This window comes from Rurimicrobium arvi, assembly GCF_039540495.1.
Taxonomy (GTDB): Bacteria; Bacteroidota; Bacteroidia; order Chitinophagales; family Chitinophagaceae; genus Rurimicrobium; species Rurimicrobium arvi.
Genome location: NZ_BAABEZ010000022.1, coordinates 713709 through 734222, shown reverse-complemented (window position 1 = coordinate 734222; position 20514 = coordinate 713709). Strand labels below are relative to the sequence as shown.

Annotated in this window: 18 protein-coding genes; 11 read left to right on the top strand and 7 right to left on the bottom strand. The window is 49.5% G+C overall.

What is annotated here, in order from left to right; genetic code table 11:
• The first annotated feature begins 61 nt into the window (after positions 1 to 61).
• The 8 genes from ABD846_RS09910 to ABD846_RS09875 all read left to right on the top strand — a co-directional run bounded on the left by ABD846_RS09910 (position 62) and on the right by ABD846_RS09875 (position 11376).
• Positions 62 to 2287, top strand: a complete 2226-nt coding sequence (locus ABD846_RS09910) for a Tex family protein (RefSeq protein WP_344826045.1) — start codon at positions 62 to 64, stop codon at positions 2285 to 2287.
• 65 nt (positions 2288 to 2352) lie between these two features.
• A complete protein-coding gene (locus tag ABD846_RS09905) occupies positions 2353 to 2967 on the top strand; it encodes a hypothetical protein (protein ID WP_344826043.1) in 615 nt (204 codons plus the stop codon).
• Positions 2968 to 3048: 81 nt separating this feature from the next.
• A complete protein-coding gene (locus ABD846_RS09900) occupies positions 3049 to 4557 on the top strand; it encodes a sodium:solute symporter (protein WP_344826041.1) in 1509 nt (502 codons plus the stop codon).
• A gap of 18 nt (positions 4558 to 4575) precedes the next feature.
• A complete protein-coding gene (locus tag ABD846_RS09895; protein WP_344826038.1) occupies positions 4576 to 5274 on the top strand; it encodes an LOG family protein in 699 nt (232 codons plus the stop codon).
• Between the two features lie 6 nt (positions 5275 to 5280).
• Positions 5281 to 5928, top strand: coding sequence for an O-methyltransferase (locus ABD846_RS09890; protein WP_344826035.1), 648 nt, complete (start codon positions 5281 to 5283; stop codon positions 5926 to 5928).
• A gap of 14 nt (positions 5929 to 5942) precedes the next feature.
• Positions 5943 to 7760, top strand: coding sequence for a glucosaminidase domain-containing protein (locus ABD846_RS09885; protein WP_344826032.1), 1818 nt, complete (start codon positions 5943 to 5945; stop codon positions 7758 to 7760).
• 22 nt (positions 7761 to 7782) lie between these two features.
• Positions 7783 to 9447, top strand: a complete 1665-nt coding sequence (locus ABD846_RS09880; RefSeq protein ID WP_344826028.1) for a glutamine--tRNA ligase/YqeY domain fusion protein — start codon at positions 7783 to 7785, stop codon at positions 9445 to 9447.
• Positions 9448 to 9567: 120 nt separating this feature from the next.
• Positions 9568 to 11376, top strand: a complete 1809-nt coding sequence (locus ABD846_RS09875) for a hypothetical protein (protein ID WP_344826025.1) — start codon at positions 9568 to 9570, stop codon at positions 11374 to 11376.
• Here ABD846_RS09875 and tsaE read toward each other — a convergent pair.
• The 4 genes from tsaE to ABD846_RS09855 all read right to left on the bottom strand — a co-directional run bounded on the left by tsaE (position 11362) and on the right by ABD846_RS09855 (position 15192).
• The gene (gene tsaE / locus ABD846_RS09870) at positions 11362 to 11784 is read right to left on the bottom strand and encodes a tRNA (adenosine(37)-N6)-threonylcarbamoyltransferase complex ATPase subunit type 1 TsaE (RefSeq protein ID WP_344826022.1); all 423 of its coding nucleotides are present in this window, start codon (positions 11782 to 11784) and stop codon (positions 11362 to 11364) included. The two genes, ABD846_RS09875 and tsaE, sit on opposite strands and share 15 nt — an antisense overlap.
• A 3-nt stretch (positions 11785 to 11787) precedes the next feature.
• On the bottom strand, positions 11788 to 13119 hold the full coding sequence (locus ABD846_RS09865; RefSeq protein ID WP_344826019.1) for a DEAD/DEAH box helicase: 1332 nt from the start codon (positions 13117 to 13119) through the stop codon (positions 11788 to 11790).
• 74 nt (positions 13120 to 13193) lie between these two features.
• Complete coding sequence (locus ABD846_RS09860; protein WP_344826016.1) at positions 13194 to 13700, bottom strand: DinB family protein; 507 nt, start codon at positions 13698 to 13700, stop codon at positions 13194 to 13196.
• Positions 13701 to 13788: 88 nt separating this feature from the next.
• A complete protein-coding gene (locus ABD846_RS09855) occupies positions 13789 to 15192 on the bottom strand; it encodes an MBL fold metallo-hydrolase (protein WP_344826013.1) in 1404 nt (467 codons plus the stop codon).
• Between the two features lie 186 nt (positions 15193 to 15378).
• Between ABD846_RS09855 and ABD846_RS09850 the strand changes: the two genes are divergently transcribed.
• Positions 15379 to 16074, top strand: a complete 696-nt coding sequence (locus ABD846_RS09850) for a MotA/TolQ/ExbB proton channel family protein (RefSeq protein ID WP_344826010.1) — start codon at positions 15379 to 15381, stop codon at positions 16072 to 16074.
• A gap of 81 nt (positions 16075 to 16155) precedes the next feature.
• Positions 16156 to 17376, top strand: a complete 1221-nt coding sequence (sucC, locus tag ABD846_RS09845; protein WP_344826007.1) for an ADP-forming succinate--CoA ligase subunit beta — start codon at positions 16156 to 16158, stop codon at positions 17374 to 17376.
• Positions 17377 to 17458: 82 nt separating this feature from the next.
• On the opposite strand, the gene ABD846_RS09840 is transcribed toward sucC, so the two are convergent.
• The gene (locus tag ABD846_RS09840) at positions 17459 to 17737 is read right to left on the bottom strand and encodes a SemiSWEET family sugar transporter (protein ID WP_344826004.1); all 279 of its coding nucleotides are present in this window, start codon (positions 17735 to 17737) and stop codon (positions 17459 to 17461) included.
• A gap of 55 nt (positions 17738 to 17792) precedes the next feature.
• On the bottom strand, positions 17793 to 18083 hold the full coding sequence (locus ABD846_RS09835; protein WP_344826000.1) for a hypothetical protein: 291 nt from the start codon (positions 18081 to 18083) through the stop codon (positions 17793 to 17795).
• A 180-nt stretch (positions 18084 to 18263) separates the two neighbouring features.
• Here ABD846_RS09835 and ABD846_RS09830 point away from each other — a divergent pair, with 180 nt between their 5' ends.
• Complete coding sequence (locus tag ABD846_RS09830; protein ID WP_344825997.1) at positions 18264 to 18941, top strand: hypothetical protein; 678 nt, start codon at positions 18264 to 18266, stop codon at positions 18939 to 18941.
• Positions 18942 to 18947: 6 nt separating this feature from the next.
• Here the strand turns inward: ABD846_RS09830 and ABD846_RS09825 are convergent, their stop codons facing one another.
• Positions 18948 to 20153, bottom strand: a complete 1206-nt coding sequence (locus ABD846_RS09825) for an NAD(P)/FAD-dependent oxidoreductase (protein WP_344825994.1) — start codon at positions 20151 to 20153, stop codon at positions 18948 to 18950.
• Positions 20154 to 20514 lie beyond the last annotated feature (361 nt).

Here is a 20514-nt window from a genome sequence, read left to right as displayed (position 1 = left end):
CGGTCCCGGCGTACGGAGCACGTTTCCTATTTTCGCTGCCGTTATTTTAATTACAGATAAGATGAGTCAAATAGAATTTGCAAAGCCGGTTGCCGCAAAGCTGGGCCTGGATCCGAGGTCGGTAGAGATAGTGCTTCAGTTATTGGGAGAAGGGGCAACGATCCCGTTCATCGCGCGATACCGGAAGGACAAGACCGGGGGACTGGATGAACTGCAGATACAGCATATAGAAGAAGAGGCAAAGCAACAAAGCGCTTTTGCCGAGCGTAAAGCATTTATTGATAAGGCAATCACCGAGCAGGGAAAGATGACCGATGCGCTGCGCCAAAAGCTGGAGACTGCAGCTACCATCGCGGAACTGGAAGATATCTATCTGCCCTATAAACCGAAACGTAAAACCAAAGCGCAAACAGCGCGCGAAAACGGGCTCGAGCCATTGGCCGATCTGCTCTGGCAACAGGAATCCGCAGATGTGCTTGCTGAGGCGGGCCGATTCCTGAACGAACAGGTGAAGACACCCGAAGAAGCCCTGCAGGGTGCGCGCGACATCATCGCCGAGCGTGTGAATGAAGATGCTGCCATACGCGCGGCAATGCGCCATTTCTTTGAACAACAGGCTCGGGTAGTCGCGAAAGTAATGAACGATAAAGAAGCGGCAGCGGCGAAATTCAAAGATTATTTCGATTTCTCCGAACCCGTTTCCAAAATTCCTTCCCATCGTACACTCGCGATCCTGCGCGGCTTTATGGAAGGTTTTCTGAAAATGGAGATCGCACCGGAAGAGGAAAAAGCGCTGGAACTGCTTGAGTCGAAAGTAATCGTACAACACAATCCTGCCGCAGATCAGGTTAAACGCGCGGTAAAAGATGCGTACCGCCGCTTGCTGCAGCCGAGCCTGGAAAGTGAATTCCGGCTGGCGCTTAAAACCGCCGCTGATGAGGAAGCGATCAACGTGTTTGCACAGAACCTGCGCCAGTTGCTGCTCTCCTCACCTTTAGGCGGAAAGCGTATCCTGGCGATAGATCCGGGCTACCGCACCGGCTGTAAGGTTGTTTGCCTCGATGAAACAGGAGCTTTACTCACTACAGGACTGATTTATATCCATGAGAAAAACCATCGCCTCTCAGAGGCGGAGCATATTGTCCGCGGAATGCTGCACCAGCACCGCATAGAGGCTTTTGCTGTGGGCGACGGAACAGCAGGCCGCGAAACGGAAAGGTTCATAAAAGAACTCAGAACGGGGTTGCCTGTCTACCTCGTAAATGAGGACGGCGCCTCGGTATATTCCGCATCCGAAATAGCAAGGGAAGAATTCCCCGACCAGGACATTACCGTGCGTGGTTCGGTGAGCATCGGACGCCGGCTTATGGACCCGCTTGCGGAGCTCGTGAAGATCGACCCGAAAAGCATCGGTGTGGGGCAATACCAGCACGACGTGAATCAGGTGCGACTGAAAGAGCGTCTTGATCAGACAGTTGCCAGTTGCGTGAATGCTGTGGGTGTGAACCTGAATACGGCCAGTAAGCATTTGCTGAGTTATGTTTCCGGAATCGGTCCCTCAATAGCCGATAATATTGTACGCTACCGAAGCGAAAACGGCAGATTTCTTTCCCGTAAAGATCTGCTGAAAGTGCCGCGTCTCGGTGCCAGGGCTTTTGAGCAGTGCGCCGGATTCCTGAGGATCAAAGATGGCTCCGAACCGCTGGACGCAAGCGCCGTGCACCCGGAGGCCTACCATCTTGTGGCGCGCATGGCGGCCGATCTGAACGTGCCGGTTGCGGAACTGATCGGTAATGAAGCGTTGATCAGGCAGATCGTTCCCTCGAAATACTGCGATGATCAGGTAGGGTTGCTCACCGTACAGGATATCATTAAAGAACTGCGTAAGCCGGGACTCGATCCGCGCGGAGCAGCACAGTCATTTGAATTTGCAGACATATTTTCTATTGAAGATGTGCGTGAAGGCATGATCATTCCCGGTGTGGTCACCAATCTCACCCGCTTCGGTGCATTTGTAGACATCGGCGTGAAGCAGGACGGACTTGTTCACGTTTCGGAAATGGCGCATCATTACATATCAGACCCGTCGGAAGTATTGCAGCTGAATCAGCAGGTGACGGTAAAAGTGACGGAAGTGGATATTCCCAGAAAACGTATCGGACTTTCCATCCGCCAGGCAACGGAAGCTCCGGCCAAACCGAAGGGTAAAGCCGCTCCGAAAAAGAATCAGGAAGCTCCGTCCATGAATGATGCATTGAGTGCGCTGCGCAAGAAATTTGGCAAATAGGCGCACAATGAATCTGTTCATTTTTCGTTACCTTCGTAAAGATTAGTAATATTCAATTTCCTGCTATGAAAAAGACCGTTTTCGCTCTGTTGCTTTGCCTGGTCGCCGCATCGGTGTCGGCCCAGCAGATATATAACAGCAGTGGTCGTAAAGTTGCACGCAAACCGGCTAAAAAAACCGGCTTTGATGTGGGCAACCTGGTTGTCGGTGGCGACATCAGGCTGGGTATCGGTTCCGGTGTAAGTCTCGGACTCGCGCCTATCGCCGGGTATAAGTTCAACGACATCTTTTCGGCAGGCCTGCGCGTCGGTTATGGATACGACCGTATCAAATACGATTTCAACTACCTGCCTTCAGGCGCAACCACCAACATTTTCAGTACCAATTCTTATTGTGCCGGAATCTGGGGCCGCGTCAGCTTCCTGCAGAATTTTTTCGTGCACGTGGAAGGACAGTATAATTTTTACCAGCGCTATTACATCGACGGGCTCACCAGCGAAATTCTGAAGGAAAATGTGAGCGCACCCAGTCTGTTGCTCGGTTTGGGCATCAAACAGCCTATCAGTGACAGGGTGTCGTTCAATATCACCGGCGTGTACGACGTGCTCGGAGATCCCAATAGCTATTATTCCCAGATGAACGGAATTGAGATCCGTATGGGTGTGCTGGTAGGCTTCTAAAAAATCATTCTTATATGAGAGAGGCCTTTGATCCCTCGGGATATCAGGGGCCTCTTTTATTATAAATTGCTGTATTGCTGCATGTTGCTTTTTATTATTCTCGCTTATTTCGCTTTATTACTAGGGATCGCTTTCTACACATCGCGGCACTCCAACAACGAATCATTCTTTATCGGAAACCGTAAGTCTAACTGGCTGCTGGTTTCCTTCGGTATGATCGGTACTTCCCTTTCCGGGATGACCTTTATTTCCGTTCCCGGTACGGTGGGTAAAGGCGGACTCGAATATTTCCAGGTGGCGATCGGGTACTGGCTCGGTTATTTTATCGTAGCCTATGTATTGTTGCCGGTGTATTACCGCATGCAGCTCACTTCCATTTACACTTATCTGGAGGCACGACTCGGCATCAATGCCTACAAAACGGGTGCTCTGTTTTTCATTTTGTCGAGAACACTGGGAGCCACTTTACGATTGTATCTCGTCATCAAAGTACTGGAAGCATTTGTGTTGCAGGGAATGGGTATTTCGTTCGAACTTACCGCAATCGTGATACTCGCGCTGATCGTGCTGTATACCTTGCGTGGGGGGGTGAAGACCATTGTCTGGACCGATACCCTGCAGACAACTTTTATGCTGTCTGCCCTGGTGATTGTGGTGGTCTATATGCTGCGCGAAATGGGTCTGGACATCAGCTCGCTCTGGGCATCTATGAAGGAGCATAACTACACACATCTGTTTGTGACCGATTACCACAAGCCGGGATTTTTCCTGAAGCAGGTGATCGGTGGTGCATTTATCACTGTGGCAATGACCGGCCTCGACCAGGAAATGATGCAGAAAAATATCAGCGTAAGCAATCTGCGCGATGCAAAAAAGAACATGCTGCTGTTTGGCTTCGTACAAATGGTGGTAGTGTTTATTTTCCTGCTGCTGGGTGCTTTGCTCTATCTGTATGCCGGAAGCCGCGGTATGGATGCTGCGGGTGATGCACTGTTTCCCACGATCGCGGTGCAGTCTGGTCTGCCTTTTTTCATCACGGTGATCTTCCTCATTGGTCTGGTATCCGCATTATTCCCCAGTGCCGATGGCGCGCTCACCGCGCTGACGTCTTCCTTCTGTATTGATATTCTGGGACTGAAACGTCGTAATGACTGGGATGAACAGAAAAAAGCACAGGTACGTTATCGCGTACATTTCACATTCAGCGCAGTATTCCTGCTGTTTATTTTCTTTTTCAGAGAAGTGGACAATGGTTCGCTGATCGCGATCCTGCTGAAAGTAGCCGGGTTTACTTACGGTCCGCTCCTGGGTCTGTTTGCGTTTGGTATCCTCACCCGGCGGGTATTAAAGGGAAATACCGCTTTCGCACTTTGCCTTACTGCATTGCTGCTCACACTCGGACTTGATCTCCTGAACAATCCGGAGTTTTACAATAAAGATACTTCCGGCTATATCGCGCAATCGCTGATCAAAGCCTCAGCGCGCTATTGCGGGAACTATAAAATAGGAATAGAATTATTAATTATCAACGCAGCACTTACTTTCGGATTGCTGTATGCATGCTCAAAAAAGCCGGCAACCGTAGTGTAGCCGCACCATATATTTACTATGACGACATTCAAGAACGGACTGAAACTCAGAGACTGGACGGAAACAAAAGCACATTCCAGCTGGCAGATATTCAAGATCATGGCCGAATTTGTACAGGGTTTTGAAGACCTCGCAAAGATTGGTCCCTGTATTTCCATTTTCGGATCGGCACGTACCCATCCGGATCACAAATATTATACACTTACCACGGAAATTGCGCGCAAGCTGGCGGAAGAAGGCTTCGGCATTATTTCCGGCGGCGGACCCGGAATTATGGAGGCTGCGAACAACGGAGCCCGTCAGGCAAACGGACGTTCGGTGGGATTGAATATCTCCCTGCCTTTCGAGCAGATGCCTAATCCTTTTATTGATTCGGATAAAAGTCTGAACTTTGACTACTTCTTCGTGCGCAAGGTAATGTTCACCAAATATTCGCAGGGCTTCATTATGATGCCGGGCGGCTGGGGAACAATGGACGAATTTTTCGAAGTGGCCACGCTGATCCAGACACGTAAATTCACGCAGACGCCGATGATCTGTGTGGGCAGCGAGTACTGGAAAGGTCTGTTCGACTGGATGCGTGATACCATGTTGCACCAGGAACAGAATATCAGCGAAGGAGATCTGGAAATGATCAAAGTGATCGACTCCCCGGATGAGATCGTGGAATATATACGTGAGTTTTACACGCACCATAAACTGCAACCTAATTTCTAAACGGAAGTGACAACAGAACTGTTTGACGTAAGTCTGAACCGCTATGCCGAGCAGATGAGCTCGGATCAGCTGCCGGTGCTGGCCGCACTGGAGCGCGAAACACACATGCGTCACACACAGTCGGTGATGATCTCCGGCAATCTTCAGGGACAATTGCTGCAGCTGATCAGTCATCTGTGCCGTCCCCGGCGTGTGCTGGAGATCGGAACATATACCGGTTATTCGGCTTTGTGCCTGGCCCAGGGACTTACGGAGGACGGGGTGCTGCACACCGTGGAAATGGATGATGAAAAATGCGAGATCGTGGAAAAGTATATTGCTGAAGCCGGGATGGAGGGCAAAATAGTAACCCATTTCGGGGATGCGCGCCAGATTGTGCGCGAGCTCGATGAATCATGGGACATTGTGTTCATCGACGCGGACAAACCCAGTTACGGACTGTACTTCGACCTCGTGATCGAAAAAATGAAAAGTGGCGGCGTTATTATAGCCGATAATGTATTGTTTGAAGGTAAAGTACTTTTACCCGAAGAGAAGCAGGGCAAAAATGAAAAAGCCATGCACTTATTTAACCAGAAACTGAAAAATGACGACCGGGTAGCACAGGTAATGCTGCCCATTAGAGATGGTATTTCTGTAATAAGAAAATTGTGAACAACTCAGTTTTTATGAAAAAGAATTTTGTACTGATTTGCCTCATGGCATTGGGAATGCTTCCGGCGAAAGCCCAGAAGAAGTCGTTTGACGACAAAGTAAAAGATTATGTAAGCCAGTATTCTGCATGGGCTATCGAAGAGCAGCAGCGTGTGGGCATTCCGGCAGCCATTAAACTTGCCCAGGGGATATATGAGACTTCCGCCGGGGAAAGTGAACTGGCGGTAATGGCCAACAACCACTTCGGCATCAAGTGTAAGAAAGACTGGATGGGGGAGACGTTCGCTCACACCGACGACCTTCCCGATGAGTGTTTCCGTAAATATAAGTCGGCAAAAGAGTCGTATAAGGATCACTCCAACTACCTGAAGAATTCACCGCGTTACGCGCGTCTCTGGACGCTCAAAAAGACGGATTACAAAAGCTGGTGTACCGGGCTGAAGAGCTGCGGCTACGCCACGAACCCGCAGTATGCGCAACGACTGATCCACCTGATCGAAACCTACGATCTGCAGCTATACACATTCGCAGGCGAAGGACAACGCCAGAATGAAGTGATTCCGGTGAGCGAGCCGCCTGCTCCTGCGGATAAAACGATGGTGGAAACGGACCCGTTGATTTCGTCTGAAAAAACACTCACTCCGCCGCAGACACGCGATGACGGCTCTGTTATTTATAACAACCTGCGTGCCGTTTATTGCCTGAAAGGTGAAAACCTGCTGTCTGTAGCGATGAAATACAATATCCGCTATCCGCGTCTGCTGGAGATCAACGAATTGCCTGATGCTCCGCTTTCGAGGGATATGTTTATTTATCTGGAGCCGAAGCATAGCAAAGGTATTCATACCACACATGTTGTGCAGCGCGGAGAAACCATAGAAATGATCGCACAAAGCGAAGGCATGACTGCACGCCAGCTGCGCGCATTCAATCTGATGGACCAGAGCGAGCAACCGGAATCGGCTACCATACTGCAACTGCAATCTCAGGCCGGTGTGAAACCGGAGGTATATCGTATTGTAAACGGGGAAGTGGTGAAAACGGTAAGTATGCCTGCCCGGCTGGCGAATCCTGCCGCACAGGACAAAGCAGACTATGTGCCGACAAAAAAGGCGGCATCCTCCGAAGAATTTGAATTCGGCATGGGAGCGGTACCTCCGCCGATGGTGAACGAAACCAAACCGGCTGTGCAACCGGCTACCACCCCGGCACCGAAGCCGGTTTCTGCCGCTGCCCGTATGACAGCTCCCACAGATATGCCGGCTGCACGTGTGGAACGCAACCCGCTGAACACAGCCGCTCCTGCTGAAGTGAAAAAGGAAATACCTAAAGATAACAGCGCTATCAATCCTCAGACCGGTAAGCCTTACCTGGAAAGCGAATGGCGTGCCGAAAATGATCATGGCAGCCTGCCGCTTTCACTGGACGAAAATGCACCGGCTGCTACACGGCAGCCATTAAATAAGGTAAAGGAACAAAGTCCCGCTCCGGCAGAACCGGTGCAGGATGAATTGGCTGCATTGAAAGCGCGTCTGGATCAGAGCGTATATTCCCGCAGTTCCAGATCCAATATTAAGGTTACCAGTTCCGACTCTGCAGCGGTGTACAATGCCCCGCCTCCACCCACAGGCACAGTAGTTAATAGTCCCGTACGCAGCACCGTAAAGCCGGTGGGTGCCGACGACGCTAATGCGACTTACCATGTGGTGAAAACCGGGGAGACCGCCTATAGCATCGCGAAGCAGTACGGTATCAAAGTCCAGCAGCTGAACCAGATGAATGGTATCGATTTTCAGGGTATCAAGGTAGGACAGAAATTACGCGTTAAATAAAAAATAGTTTATATCAAAAGCGATGAGCGAAGAAAAATCATTGAATTTCCTGGAGGAGATTATTGAAAAGGATATTGCAGACGGAATACACGGAGGAAGGGTGCTTACCCGTTTCCCGCCTGAGCCGAACGGCTATCTGCATATCGGTCATGCCTCTTCCATATGCCTGAACTTCGGTCTGGCAAAAAAATATAAAGGTCTCTGTAATCTTCGTTTTGACGATACCAACCCGGTAACTGAAGAAACGGAATATGTGGAAAGCATTAAAGCGGATATCAAATGGCTCGGTTTTGAGTGGGCTGCTGAGTTGTATGCATCCGACTATTTTGAGCAGTTGTACGGATTTGCGGTTAAGCTTATAGAAAAAGGGCTTGCTTATGTGGATGACAGCTCCGCCGAACAGATGGCAGCAGAAAAAGGTGATATTGGCGTACCGGGTAAAGAAAGTATTTACCGTAGCCGCAGCGTGGCCGAAAACCTGCAATTGTTTGCGGATATGCGTGCCGGCAAGTATCCCGATGGTGCAAAAGTACTGCGTGCCAGAATTGATATGGCACATCCCAATCTCCTGTTGCGCGATCCGATCATCTACCGTATCAAACACGCACACCATCACCGCACCGGCGATCAGTGGTGCCTTTATCCGATGTACGATTTCGCACACGGGCAAAGCGACAGCATCGAGAAAATCACGCATTCGATCTGTACGCTGGAATTTATCCATCACCGCCCTTTGTATGACTGGTTCATCGAACAGCTGGAAATATTCCCTTCGCATCAGTATGAGTTTGCACGTCGCAGCGTAAGCTATATGATCACGAGCAAGCGTAAGCTGTTGCAACTGGTAAACGACAAATATGTAAGCGGTTGGGACGATCCGCGTATGCCCACCATCAGTGGTATGCGCCGGCGTGGCTATCCTGCCGCCGCTATCCGCAAGTTTTGCGATACCATCGGTGTCGGAAAGCGCGAAAACCTTGTGGACATAACCGTACTCGAATTCTGCGTACGCGAAGAACTCAACAAGACCGCACAACGCCGTATGGCCGTGCTGGACCCGGTAAAAGTGGTGATCACCAATTACCCGGAAGGCAAAACAGAACAACTTAATGCAGACAATAACACCGAGGATGAACATGCCGGTACACGCAGTATCAGTTTTGGTCGTGAGCTGTATATCGAGCGCGAAGACTTTATGGAAGAACCGGTGAAAAAGTATTTCCGTCTGGGTCCCGGTTTGTCTGTAAGGCTCAAACATGCGTATATCATTACGTGTAATGAGATCGTAAAAGACGCTGACGGCAATATCACCGAACTGCATTGCACCTATATTCCGGAAAGCAAAAGCGGGAGCGACACGAGCGGAGTGCATGTAAAAGGTGTGATCCACTGGGTGCATGCGGCGGATGCCGTTAAAGCTACCGTACGCATGTACGACCGGCTGTTTACGGTTGAGGATCCGGCAAATGCGGAAGGTGATTTTAAAGACCACATCAATACTTCCTCTCTTTCCGTACTGGATCAGGTATGGGTGGAGCCGGCCCTGCTGCAGGCTTCGGAAAACGAATCGTTCCAGTTCCTGCGTAAAGGTTATTTCAGTCTGGACAGGGATTCGCAGCCCGGTCACCTGGTATTCAACCAGACAGTGGGTCTGAAGGATACTTTTGCCAAAGAAGTGAAAAAATAATCACGGCTGCGGCTATGATGATCTTGCAGCGCCGGGGAACTTACCCGGCGCTGTTTATATAAGCGAAAAACCCTAAGTTCGTGGCCGGAAGAGTACCCCTAAGTAATATCACCCTTATTCATGAGTACAGTCACAGATAACCCAGGCCGTCGTGCAGGCCGCATTTCATTGCTTGCCTATTGTTTATGTGCCGCACTGATGGCATATGCCAGTCTGGTATTTTATCCGCGCTGGCAGAAAGCCGGTACGGAATCGAATCTGGCTTATGATACGGAAGGGTACTATTGGTATCTGCCTTCCGTGTTTATCTACCATAACCTGAAAAGCCAGCAATACCCGGCGGGTGTGCTGCACGAGATTCAGGCAACGCACAACCCGGAATTTGCCAATGGCTATCCGAACGAAAAGGGAGACGGTTATATACTGAAGTACACGAGTGGTATGGCCATACTGTATAGTCCGGCATTCTTTACCGGTCACATAATGGCGCACTTCCTCCATTATCCGCAGAACGGATTTTCACCACCTTATAAAATTGCTTTTCAATTGTGGGGGCTGCTGTTCGGATTGGCTGGATTGTATTTTTTTCGTCGGCTGATGCTGCATTTCTTCAGCGATGGGGTAGTGGCGGCCGGGCTTATTATTTTGGTACTGGGCACCAATTACCTGAATTATGCTGCGATCGATGTGGGCATGTCGCACACCTGGTTGTTCAGTTTATATGTATACCTCCTCTGGACGGCCTACTATTTTGCGCAGACGGGTAAATCCCGCTACCTGGTCTTATCGGGCATTCTATGCGGATTGATGACGCTTGTTCGTCCCACTGAGGTCATCTCCGTGCTGATTCCTTTATTGTGGGGCGTAAATACACGTGCCGCTTTTACCGAACGCATCCGTATGCTGTTGCGTCGTTGGCAGGCACTGCTGCTGACCGCTTTGCTGTTTTTGCTCATCGTAGGCGTTCAGCTCTTCTATTGGAAATATGTGTCCGGGCATTGGGTTCAGTACAGCTACCAGGATCAGGGATTCAATTTCCGCCGTCCGCATGCGATTGTGTATAGTTGGTCTTACCGGGCCGGCTGGCTGCGTTATTGCCCCATGATGGTGCTCAGCTATATCGGTATGCTGATCTATTTCCGTTCGGGCAGACATGTATGGATGGTATATGCGCTCGCAATCCTCAACTACTTTATCGTCTCCTCCTGGAATATCTGGGACTATGGTGGTTTTTCTGGCCGGGCAATGATACAGAGTTATCCGGTGTTGTTCTTTCCGCTGCTCTACCTGCTTGAGTATTGCCTGCAACGCAAATGGCTGACCGCGATATTGATCCCGGTGTTGCTGTTGTGCGGTTATGTCAATATCTGGTGGACGTACCAGGCGCACAAAGGAGAGGGGGTGATCGACCCGTTCACCACTTCCCGCGAATACTATTACAGGATGGTGGGGCGTTGGAGCGTTCCGCAGGAATACCACAAGCTTAAGGATACGCCGGAGCTGCTGGATGAGGCAGCTGTTGCGAAAGCAGACCATGTGTTCGTAGATAGCATGCAGCGAACGGTGTGTGTGGATAAGGAGCATTCCGACGACGGAGTTTCATTCCGTAAACTGAACAGGCTGCAGGGCTGTTCCTGGCTGCGGGTTACAGCCGGTTTTCATGTTACGGCTAAGGAATGGGATACCTGGAGTATGCCCCAGTATATTGTCGAATTCCGTAAGGACGGGCAGATTCAGAAGGTAAATATGATCCGCGTTTTCCGCTTCCTGAATGAAAACGATAATAAACCGCTGTTCATTGATGTGAAGATACCGGATGCCGCTTACGACGAAATATCCGTGCGCTTATGGAGTGCTGAGAGCGACAAGAAAGTATGCATGGACAATATTGTGCTTACCGGACTGAAGGGAGATCTAAAGAGCCTCTAGCATACGCTCTGTTTCGCTGACGGTATGTATGCGGACACGGAAAATCTTTTCCGGTAGCAGCCCTGCGGCGCGTTCAGGCCACTCGATGAACAGGTGTGCTTCTGCGTCATGCAGCAGATCTTCTATACCGCTTTGTATTGCCTCTTCTTCTCCTGAAAGCCGGTACCAGTCCATGTGGTACAAGGTTGAACTATTTCCGTTTTGCGGGTAATGATATTCATTTACCAATGCATAGGTGGGACTGCTTACGGCATCTTCCACCTGTATATGACGGCACAGCGCAGCAATGAGCGTGGTTTTCCCGGCCCCCATGTCGCCATCAAAAGTCCAAACGCGAATGTCTTTACCGCTTTGCCATAATGCAGCGGCAACCTCGTCTATCTGAGTTAAAGTGTATTGCTGGATCATGACCTATTTTTTCGGCGGGCGTTTTTTGGGTTTGCCATATTTCTCGCGCATTTTGTCCTTATGGCTGACCTTTACGTTCACCTTCAGGTTTTTGGCTTTCTTTTCGTGGAATGCGGCGCCGGCCCCCTCTCTGCTGGGCAGACGCAGTGCAATGTTGGGCACGAAACGTTTCGGGTTCTCTTCTTCGGTGAGTTCATCGGAAACCGTTACAGATTCCGGGAATGGTATTTCCGGGATAGGCTGTTTCATCAATGTCTCAATTGCAGCGCGATATGTTACATCCCATGGTGTGATAAAGCTGATAGCAATTCCTTTTTTATCCGCGCGACCGGTTCGGCCTATGCGATGGATGTATTGCTCCGGCTCGTCCGGAAGGTCGAAGTTGATTACATGCGAGACATCCGAGATGTCAATACCACGAGATACAATGTCTGTAGCGATCAGTACGCGCACCTTTCCCGATGCAAAATCATTCACAGCCTGGAAACGTTTATTCTGTTCCTTATTGCTGTGGATCACAGCTGTTGCTCCCGGAAACTGCGGCTCTATAGCTTCGGATACTGCATCCGCAAGTCGTTTGGTGCCGGTGAACACCACCACTTTGGACATGTGTCCGTCGCTTTGCAGCAGGTGTGTGAGCAGGTTGATCTTTGTATAAAAATTGGGTACTTCGTAAGCAGATTGTTCGATGAGTTCTACCGGCGTTCCTGCCGGAGCCGCCTCTACGCGCACGGGTTCGCGGAAATAGTCAGCCATCAGGGCCTCCACGTCTTCGGTGATAGTTGCCGAGAACAGCAGGTTCTGCACCTTGGGCGGTAATTGCTCCAGCAGGCTTTTTATCTGCGTGCGGAAGCCCAGGTTCAGCATTTCATCCATCTCGTCGATCACGAGCCTTTTGATGTGTTTCGTCTTAAGCGAACCGTTCAGTGCAAGATCCATGAGCCGGCCCGGTGTTCCGACGATCAGGTCGCAGCCGTTTTCGATTGCTGCTGCCTGCGGTTTCAGGTTCACTCCGCCATACACGCCCACCGTTACCACGCTCATGTAGGAGCAGAGTTTTTTTGCTTCCTGAACTACCTGTATCACAAGTTCGCGCGTAGGTACCACCACCAGGATCTGCGGATAAGGTTCCCTGGAAAATTTCCATTGGCGGAGGCAGGGAAGCAGGTACGCAAATGTTTTACCGGTTCCGGTTTGCGCAATACCGCATACATCCACGCCGGACATAGCCACCGGAAATACCTTCTCCTGAATCGGAGTAGGCGTTTCCATTCCCAGGTCGTCCAGCGCTTTCAGCAGCGAGCTGTTTAAGTTCAGATCTTGAAAAGTACCCATAAGCAAGGTGCGAAAATACAAAAAAGCGGCCGCAAGGATATTGCGGCCGCAGAACTATCTGATAAAGCAGGTTTTTAGAATTTGCCCATATCGTCGGCGCTGGGACCGTAAGTGCCCGGTATCGCGATATTATTCAGGCGCAGGAATACTCCCAGTTGCGCCCGGTGGTGTATATTCTGTGAGATCGAATGCCGGATCGTCTCATATTTGGTAAGCGTCATCAGCACCTGTTCGCCCATCTTCATCGTCCAGGTATTGTTGAGTATAAATTCGTCGTTCGTTTCGCTGAGCGCTGCTCTTCCGGATGCGTAATTCTCATCGAAAATACGCAGGAGGTCCTGTGCCGTTTCAGCGTGTGTGGGCTTGTAGCCACCGGCAAAATCCAGCACGTCTTCCTGTATTGCCATCGTGATCCATCCGGGTATTTCGGCAAGATGCACGGCTAGCTGACGAAAGCTCATGCTCTTTTCGTGGGGTTTCCAGTCGAATTTGTCATCCGGTACGAGGGCGAGCATTTTACGGGTGACGCCCGCTTCCATGTTGATCTCTTTCAGTAGTAAATCTACAATTTGCGTTGCCATAGAAAATAATTTACAATAGGTATATTTAATACTGTAATGCTACGAATAAATCCGGTTCTCCGGTTTTATTTTTTTATGAATCGGTTAACTAGCCCAGGCCGATCTGCTGATGCTGATAAGGGATCTCAATATCCAGGAAACCTTTTTTGACCAGCTTGTCCCGGAAATGCTGCTGCACGTCGTAGTCTCCGTGAACAAGGAATAACTTCTGTACCTCGCGGGCATCCTGGCAGGAAAGCCATTGGAACATGTCTTCGTAATCACCATGCGCACTCATGCTTTTGATAACACCCACTTCGGCATTCACCGGGAAACGCTTTCCGAAGATGCTCACCTCCTGCGCCCCCGCACTCAGGCGTCCGCCCAGAGATTCAGGTTCGCAGTAGCCCACGATCAGGATGGTGTTGCGCGGATGCTCTATAGAATGCAGGATATGGTGTTTTACACGTCCGGCTTCGGCCATGCCGGAAGCGGAAATGATCACGCAGGGTTGATTGCTTTCGTTCAGCGCGATCGATTCTTCTGCACTTTCGACGAATTCCAGTCCTTTGAAATCGAATACATCATCATCCTGCCGAAGCAATTTCTGTACAGCAGCATTGAAGCATTCCGGGTGGGATTTAATGATATTGGTCGCCTTGATCGAGAGAGGGCTGTCCACATAATACTTCAGCGGCGGCAGGCGGTGCTCCAGCTCCAGTCGGTTCAGGGCGTACAGCAGCTCCTGTGTACGGCCCACCGAAAATGCCGGTATGATCAGTTTCCCTTTTTTCTCGAGACAGGTATGTGTAATATAGTCGAGCAGGTCGTCCACCATCGGTTTTACGCTTTCGTGCAGACGGTCGCCGTAAGTGCTTTCGAGGATAATGTAATCTGCCTGCGGAAAGTTTTGCGGCGAGCGCAGCAACACATCGCGGTACCGGCCTACATCTCCGGAGAACGTAATGCGCCTTTCGCGGCCGTCTTCGCGGATCTTCAGGTTCACAGCTGCCGACCCAAGGATATGACCGGTATCCGTGTACAGCAGCTCCACGTCTTCATCTATCTGCGTCGGCTGATTATACGGGACTGTCACAAACAGGGGAAACACATTCTGCGCATCCTCTTCAGTGTACAATGGTTTTACGGGCTCGCGGTGCTCTTTGGCACGCTGCTTATTGATGTGCATCACATCGGCTTCCTGTATACGGGCCGAGTCCACCAGCATCACTTTCGCGAGATCTTCCGTTGCATCGGTGAGATAAATCGGGCCCTGGTAACCTTCGGCCACCAGCTTGGGCAGCAGACCTATATGGTCGATGTGCGCATGTGAGATAACCACGTAAGTGAGTTCGGTGGGGTCGAAGCCAAAATGCTGGTTCAGGGGTAATGTTTCTTTTCCCATTCCCTGGAACATACCGCAGTCCAGCAATATTGCCTTTCCGTTCTTTAAGCGTACGATATGTTTGGAACCGGTAACGGTACGGGCGGCACCGTGGAACGTAATCTTCATAAGTCTGTCAGTCTGGATTAATATCAGTAAAGTGCAAACAAGGTAGGAATTCTTTTGCAAACACTGTGGTTTTTACGGCTTTGCATACTTGCAGGTAAGTGAGGACTCATTTGCGGTAAATTCGAAAATTACCAGAAAGTAAAAGCTCAAATGGATATATTTGCGTTCAACCAAAAAAACTTGTACATGCAATTCCAGTTGATTCTGTTGCAGGCCACCGATACCGTAGCGCAGGCTGCCGCCGCTGTTCCCGAAGCTAAAGAGAAATTATCCCTGTTCGCCCTGTTGAAGGAAGGAGGTATACTGATGATACCGCTGTTGTTGTGTTCGGTTGCGATGGTGTACATCTTCGTTGAGCGCTTCTCTGCTATCCGGAAGGCGAATGTGCATGAGTCCAATTTCATGCTGCGTATCCGTGAACAGATACTGGCCGGTAATCTTCAGGGAGCGCGCTCCCTTGCAAAATCTTCCGCATCACCGATAGGCCGTATGATCGAAAAAGGAGTGAACCGCATCGGTAAACCGGTAGACAGTATCGAAAAGGCGATGGAAACAGCAGGCAAACTTGAGGTGTACCAGCTGGAACGTAATATGGCCGCACTGAACACGATTTCACGTATCGCACCGATGTTCGGATTCCTCGGAACGATAGCCGGTATGATCATCCTGTTCTTTAACATCCAGCATGAAGGCTTTTCGCTGGAGAGTATCGCAGGCGGTATCTATACCAAAATGGTGACCTCGGCAGTGGGACTCATCATCGGTTTGCTGAGTTATGTCGCGTATGATTACCTGAATACGCAGATCAATAAAATGGTGAATAAAATGGAGCTCGCAGCAGCGGAATTCATCGATATTCTGCAGGAACCTGCAAAAGCCTGATCGACACTTTTTTGCTAAATACTGGTAGAAACACTACCAGAAACGGATTATTCTTTTAACTTCGCGAAAATTTTTTTCCTAATGAACGTACACGAGTATCAAGCCAAAGAATTACTGAAACGTTATCAAGTTCCTACCCAGGAAGGAGTTGCCGTAGGCGACGCAGCTGCTGCTGTAGCTGCTTACCAGCAGATCGCGAGCCAGACGGGCAGTAAGTTTGCCGTAGTAAAAGCTCAGATTCACGCAGGTGGCCGTGGTAAAGGCCGTATGGTAGAAGTGCCGGAGCAAAGCGGCGTTTCCGTAGTGAAAAGTGCTGAAGATGTGGAACGTGTGGCGAAAAATATCCTCGGAAACACCCTGGTGACCATCCAGACAGGTGCTGCCGGTAAAAAAGTAAACAAGATTCTCGTTGCACAGGATATGTATTATGACGGTCCAAGCGACAGAAAAGAGTTCTATCTGTCTATTCTGCTGGATCGTACCAAGAAACAAAACGTGATCATGTACTCCACCGAAGGTGGTATGGATATCGAGGAAGTGGCACACAACACTCCTGAGAAAATCTTTAAAGAGTGGGTTGCGCCAAACATGGCCCTGCAGGGCTATCAGGCACGCAATATCGCGTTCAACCTGGGTCTCAGCGGTGAAGCGTTCAAGAACATGGTGAAATTCGTGACGAATCTGTACAATGCGTACATCGGTCTGGATTGCTCTATGCTGGAGATCAACCCCCTGTTCAAAAGCGCTGATGACAAGATCATCGCTGTTGACTGTAAAATGGACCTCGATGACAACGCTATGCTGCGTCACGCGGATCTGAAAGAAATGCGCGATAAGGCAGAAGAGGATCCTACGGAAGTAGAAGCCGGAGAGTACAACCTCAACTATGTGAAGCTCGACGGTAACGTGGGATGTATGGTAAACGGCGCCGGACTGGCAATGGCTACCATGGATATGATCAAACTGGCCGGTGGTGAACCTGCCAACTTCCTGGACGTGGGTGGTACTGCCAACGCACAGACAGTGGAAGCCGGTTTCCGTATCATCATGAAAGATCCGAACGTAAAAGCGATCCTGATCAACATTTTCGGTGGTATCGTACGTTGCGACCGCGTTGCATCCGGTGTGATCGAAGCTTACAAAAACCTGGGTAACATCTCTATTCCGATCATCGTTCGTCTGCAGGGTACCAATGCCGAAGTTGCAAAAGAACTGATCGAGAATTCAGGATTGAAAGTACAAAGTGCTATCCTGCTCAGCGAAGCTGCGCAACTCGTGCAGGACGCGATTGCAGGTAAATAATCCTTAAAGCGCTTATTAATATTATCGTCAACGGCCTCATCTGAGGCCGTTGTTTTTTTTATAACAGGTAGCGGGGAAGCAATCATATTGCGTTACCGGATACGTTTTTGCTGTAACGCCCTTTCAGGAACAGCATGATCAGGTCCATTGCGAGGGAAAAACTGTTCGTGATAATGATAGGCCAGTCTTTCAATACAATTCCGTACCAGCACCAGAGTCCGTTTCCGGCCATAAGGATAATAAACATCAGCGGAGACACATGTGCCACCTTTTTTGTTTTTATAGCTTTGAAGATCTGGGGGGCGGCAGCAATTGCGGTGAGTGTACCGGCAGTAACGCCAATAGCAAGTTTCAGGTTCATACGGCTTCGTTTTAAACAATCTGCCGGTGATGATGGTGTTGCCCCATTATAAGGTTCAGGGTTCGGCAATCTGAGAATGATAACATTTGCATTTCCAGGTCACTTCCGTATCAGAGTTTTTCTCATTGCGGGTGACCACAATCGTACTGATGCCATATACAGTGTTAAGCAGGGCCGAAACGACGGTAACGGATTGCGGGAATTTAGTCAGGTATTTAAGTTCATTTGCCTGTTCATTACTTAATTCCCGGAATACAAGCTTTATAAAATAGTCGCCGTTTCGTCGTCTTTGCAGGCTCAACAAAGTGTTATAGCGCTTATCAGAGATCTCCAATGTTTCAGGCACGTCTTTTAATATAGCAAGTGGCACTTTATTTATCGGATGGTGTGCTACAAAGTTTGTATAAGCTGTCCAGTGATCGGTTTTACTATTGATCCCGGCCGTTTATATAATTATGATTTGCGAAAAAACATAAACTGTTCCGGACGTCCGGGAATCTTTGTTTTGCTATTTTTGAATCACCCTATGAAACACTGTCTTTGTATATTGTTGGTGCACCTGTGCTGTTTGCCTGTGTTACGGGCGCAGGAAAGCGATACGGTCGGCAAACGCGTTCCGGATTTTCCCTGTTTCCGCTTTACGGTTCAGCCGCTGCAACTTATAGTGGGGGAAATATCGGCAAATGCAGACTGGGTATATAAGCGCAACAGCTTCGGTGTGATCGGCGCTTACCGGTCCAGGAAGCTGTCCGAAAACTATGCACCTGATATCGAATCCCCTTCTTATCTGCGCAATGATCTGAATGCTGTAAGCATAGGCTTCAGTTACAAACGTGTGTTCTCTGCCGATCGCCGCTGGTATTATGATGTGCAGGCATTCTATCGCCATTGGTGGAACTATAACGATTACAGTTATCCGGACGGAGCCGGTCAGACCGTGACAGGCAGACAGACAACCGATTACAATGTATATGCAATAAAAGCGCTTTTGGGCTATAAAGTTGTCATGGCGCGCCGGGGGAAAATACGGCCATGCCTGCTTGTATTCGCAGGTGTCGGCACACGTATCCGGACTTACACATATGAGGCAACAAGCACTACAGGCGGCGTCCCCGATCCCGAATACAGTTTTGGCTATGTAAGGAAGCTTGGCTCCGTACATTTCGGCATGCAGCTGGGTTTCGAGGTGTTCCGGAAAAATTAGGACAGGTTATCTTCCGAAACGGAACCATTTCTCAAGGGGATGGCGCTTACCCTTCAGCCACGCAGATACCATTTCCATGCCGGTAACGGAAAACGTGATGCCGTTTCCGCCGAATCCCAGCACAAAATAGCTGCCTTTAAAATGTTTGTGTGTGCCGATGTAGGGTAATCCGTCTTTGGTTTCTCCGAAAGTGCCGGCCCATGCAAAGTCCGGCCGGAAAGGGATATGCGGCAGGTATTTCGCAAAAGCAGCCGCCAGCTTCCGTTCTTTCTTATCCAGCAGCGCATTTCTTTTACGCGGATCGCGGAATTGCTCGTCTCCGCCGCCTATCAGGAAGCGTCCGTCATCCGTAGTTCTCATGTACAGGTAAGGGTCGGTGGTATTCCATACCAGCAGGTCCTTGTATTGCCCGCTGTGTTCCGGGTCCACTTCGGATACCACCGCATAGGTATTGATCAGATTCACAAAATGCTCCGGTATCATCGATGCACTTTCATAGCCGGTGCAGTAAATGATCTTCCCGGCCTTTACGACGGCACCGGTGCTCAGCAGCACGCTGTGCGACCGCGATCCGTATTGCACATCGGTCAGTGTTGTTTTGTCGTACACCCGTAGCCCTTTACGCACATTATAGGCGAGTAGTTCATGCGACAGTGCAAAAGCGTCCATGCTAGCCCCCTGTGCCGAAAGAATGCCTCCCTGTGTATCTTCGATACCATAGTGTTTACGGATCTCCGCAGCGCTCAGCCATTGCACTTCAAATCCCGCTTCCTTACGGGCTTCCAGTTCCAGCGTCAGCCATTCGATATCTTTTTTAAACGCAGCGAAATACAGAGAATCTTTCCTCCGGAAACCTGCTTCCGACCTGATTTTCTTACAGATCTTTTCCAGTTTGTCGATGGCATCTGAGCATGCCTGGTAACTGGCCACCGCGCCATCCTTTCCGATCATATCCTTCAGCTCGGAGAGAGGAGTGTCTATTTCATATTGCAGCATTGAGGTGGTAGCGGAGGAGCTGCCATTTGCGATTTCACGTTTGTCTATCAGCACCGTTTTATAGCCGTCTTCCATACATTGGTGCGCGATGAGGCTGCCCGTGATACCGCCACCCACCACCAGCACATCGCAACTGATGTTTTCGCGCAGGGAAGGGTAGGAGTGCATGATGCCGTTTTTGATCAGCCAGAAAGGCTCGTTTGACTTGAGGTCCATGAGTTTTTGTTTTTTAATGGGTATCTGGTTATCCTGCGACCGATCTTTATTATCGGCTGCAGTTCACCGCGAAAATAAATACCGCAATTGCGGTAAAGGCAGAGGTTATCCTAAAGTTTCAGCAATCAAAAGGGAAAACATTTTATTGTCCCGAAATCACCTGGCAATTCGATATTTCGCTGCTGATGTAACAGCAAAATCTATTCTTTATAAGTATTCATCGGAATAATATGCGTGAGGGAAATAGCTAACGATATGATTTTAAATCAGGTAAAAACGCGGTAGAAAAACTGAAAAAATATATTTAACAGTAAACTGTTGGGGCTATATTTGCTTAATCGTATCCAATGAAATCTTTGAT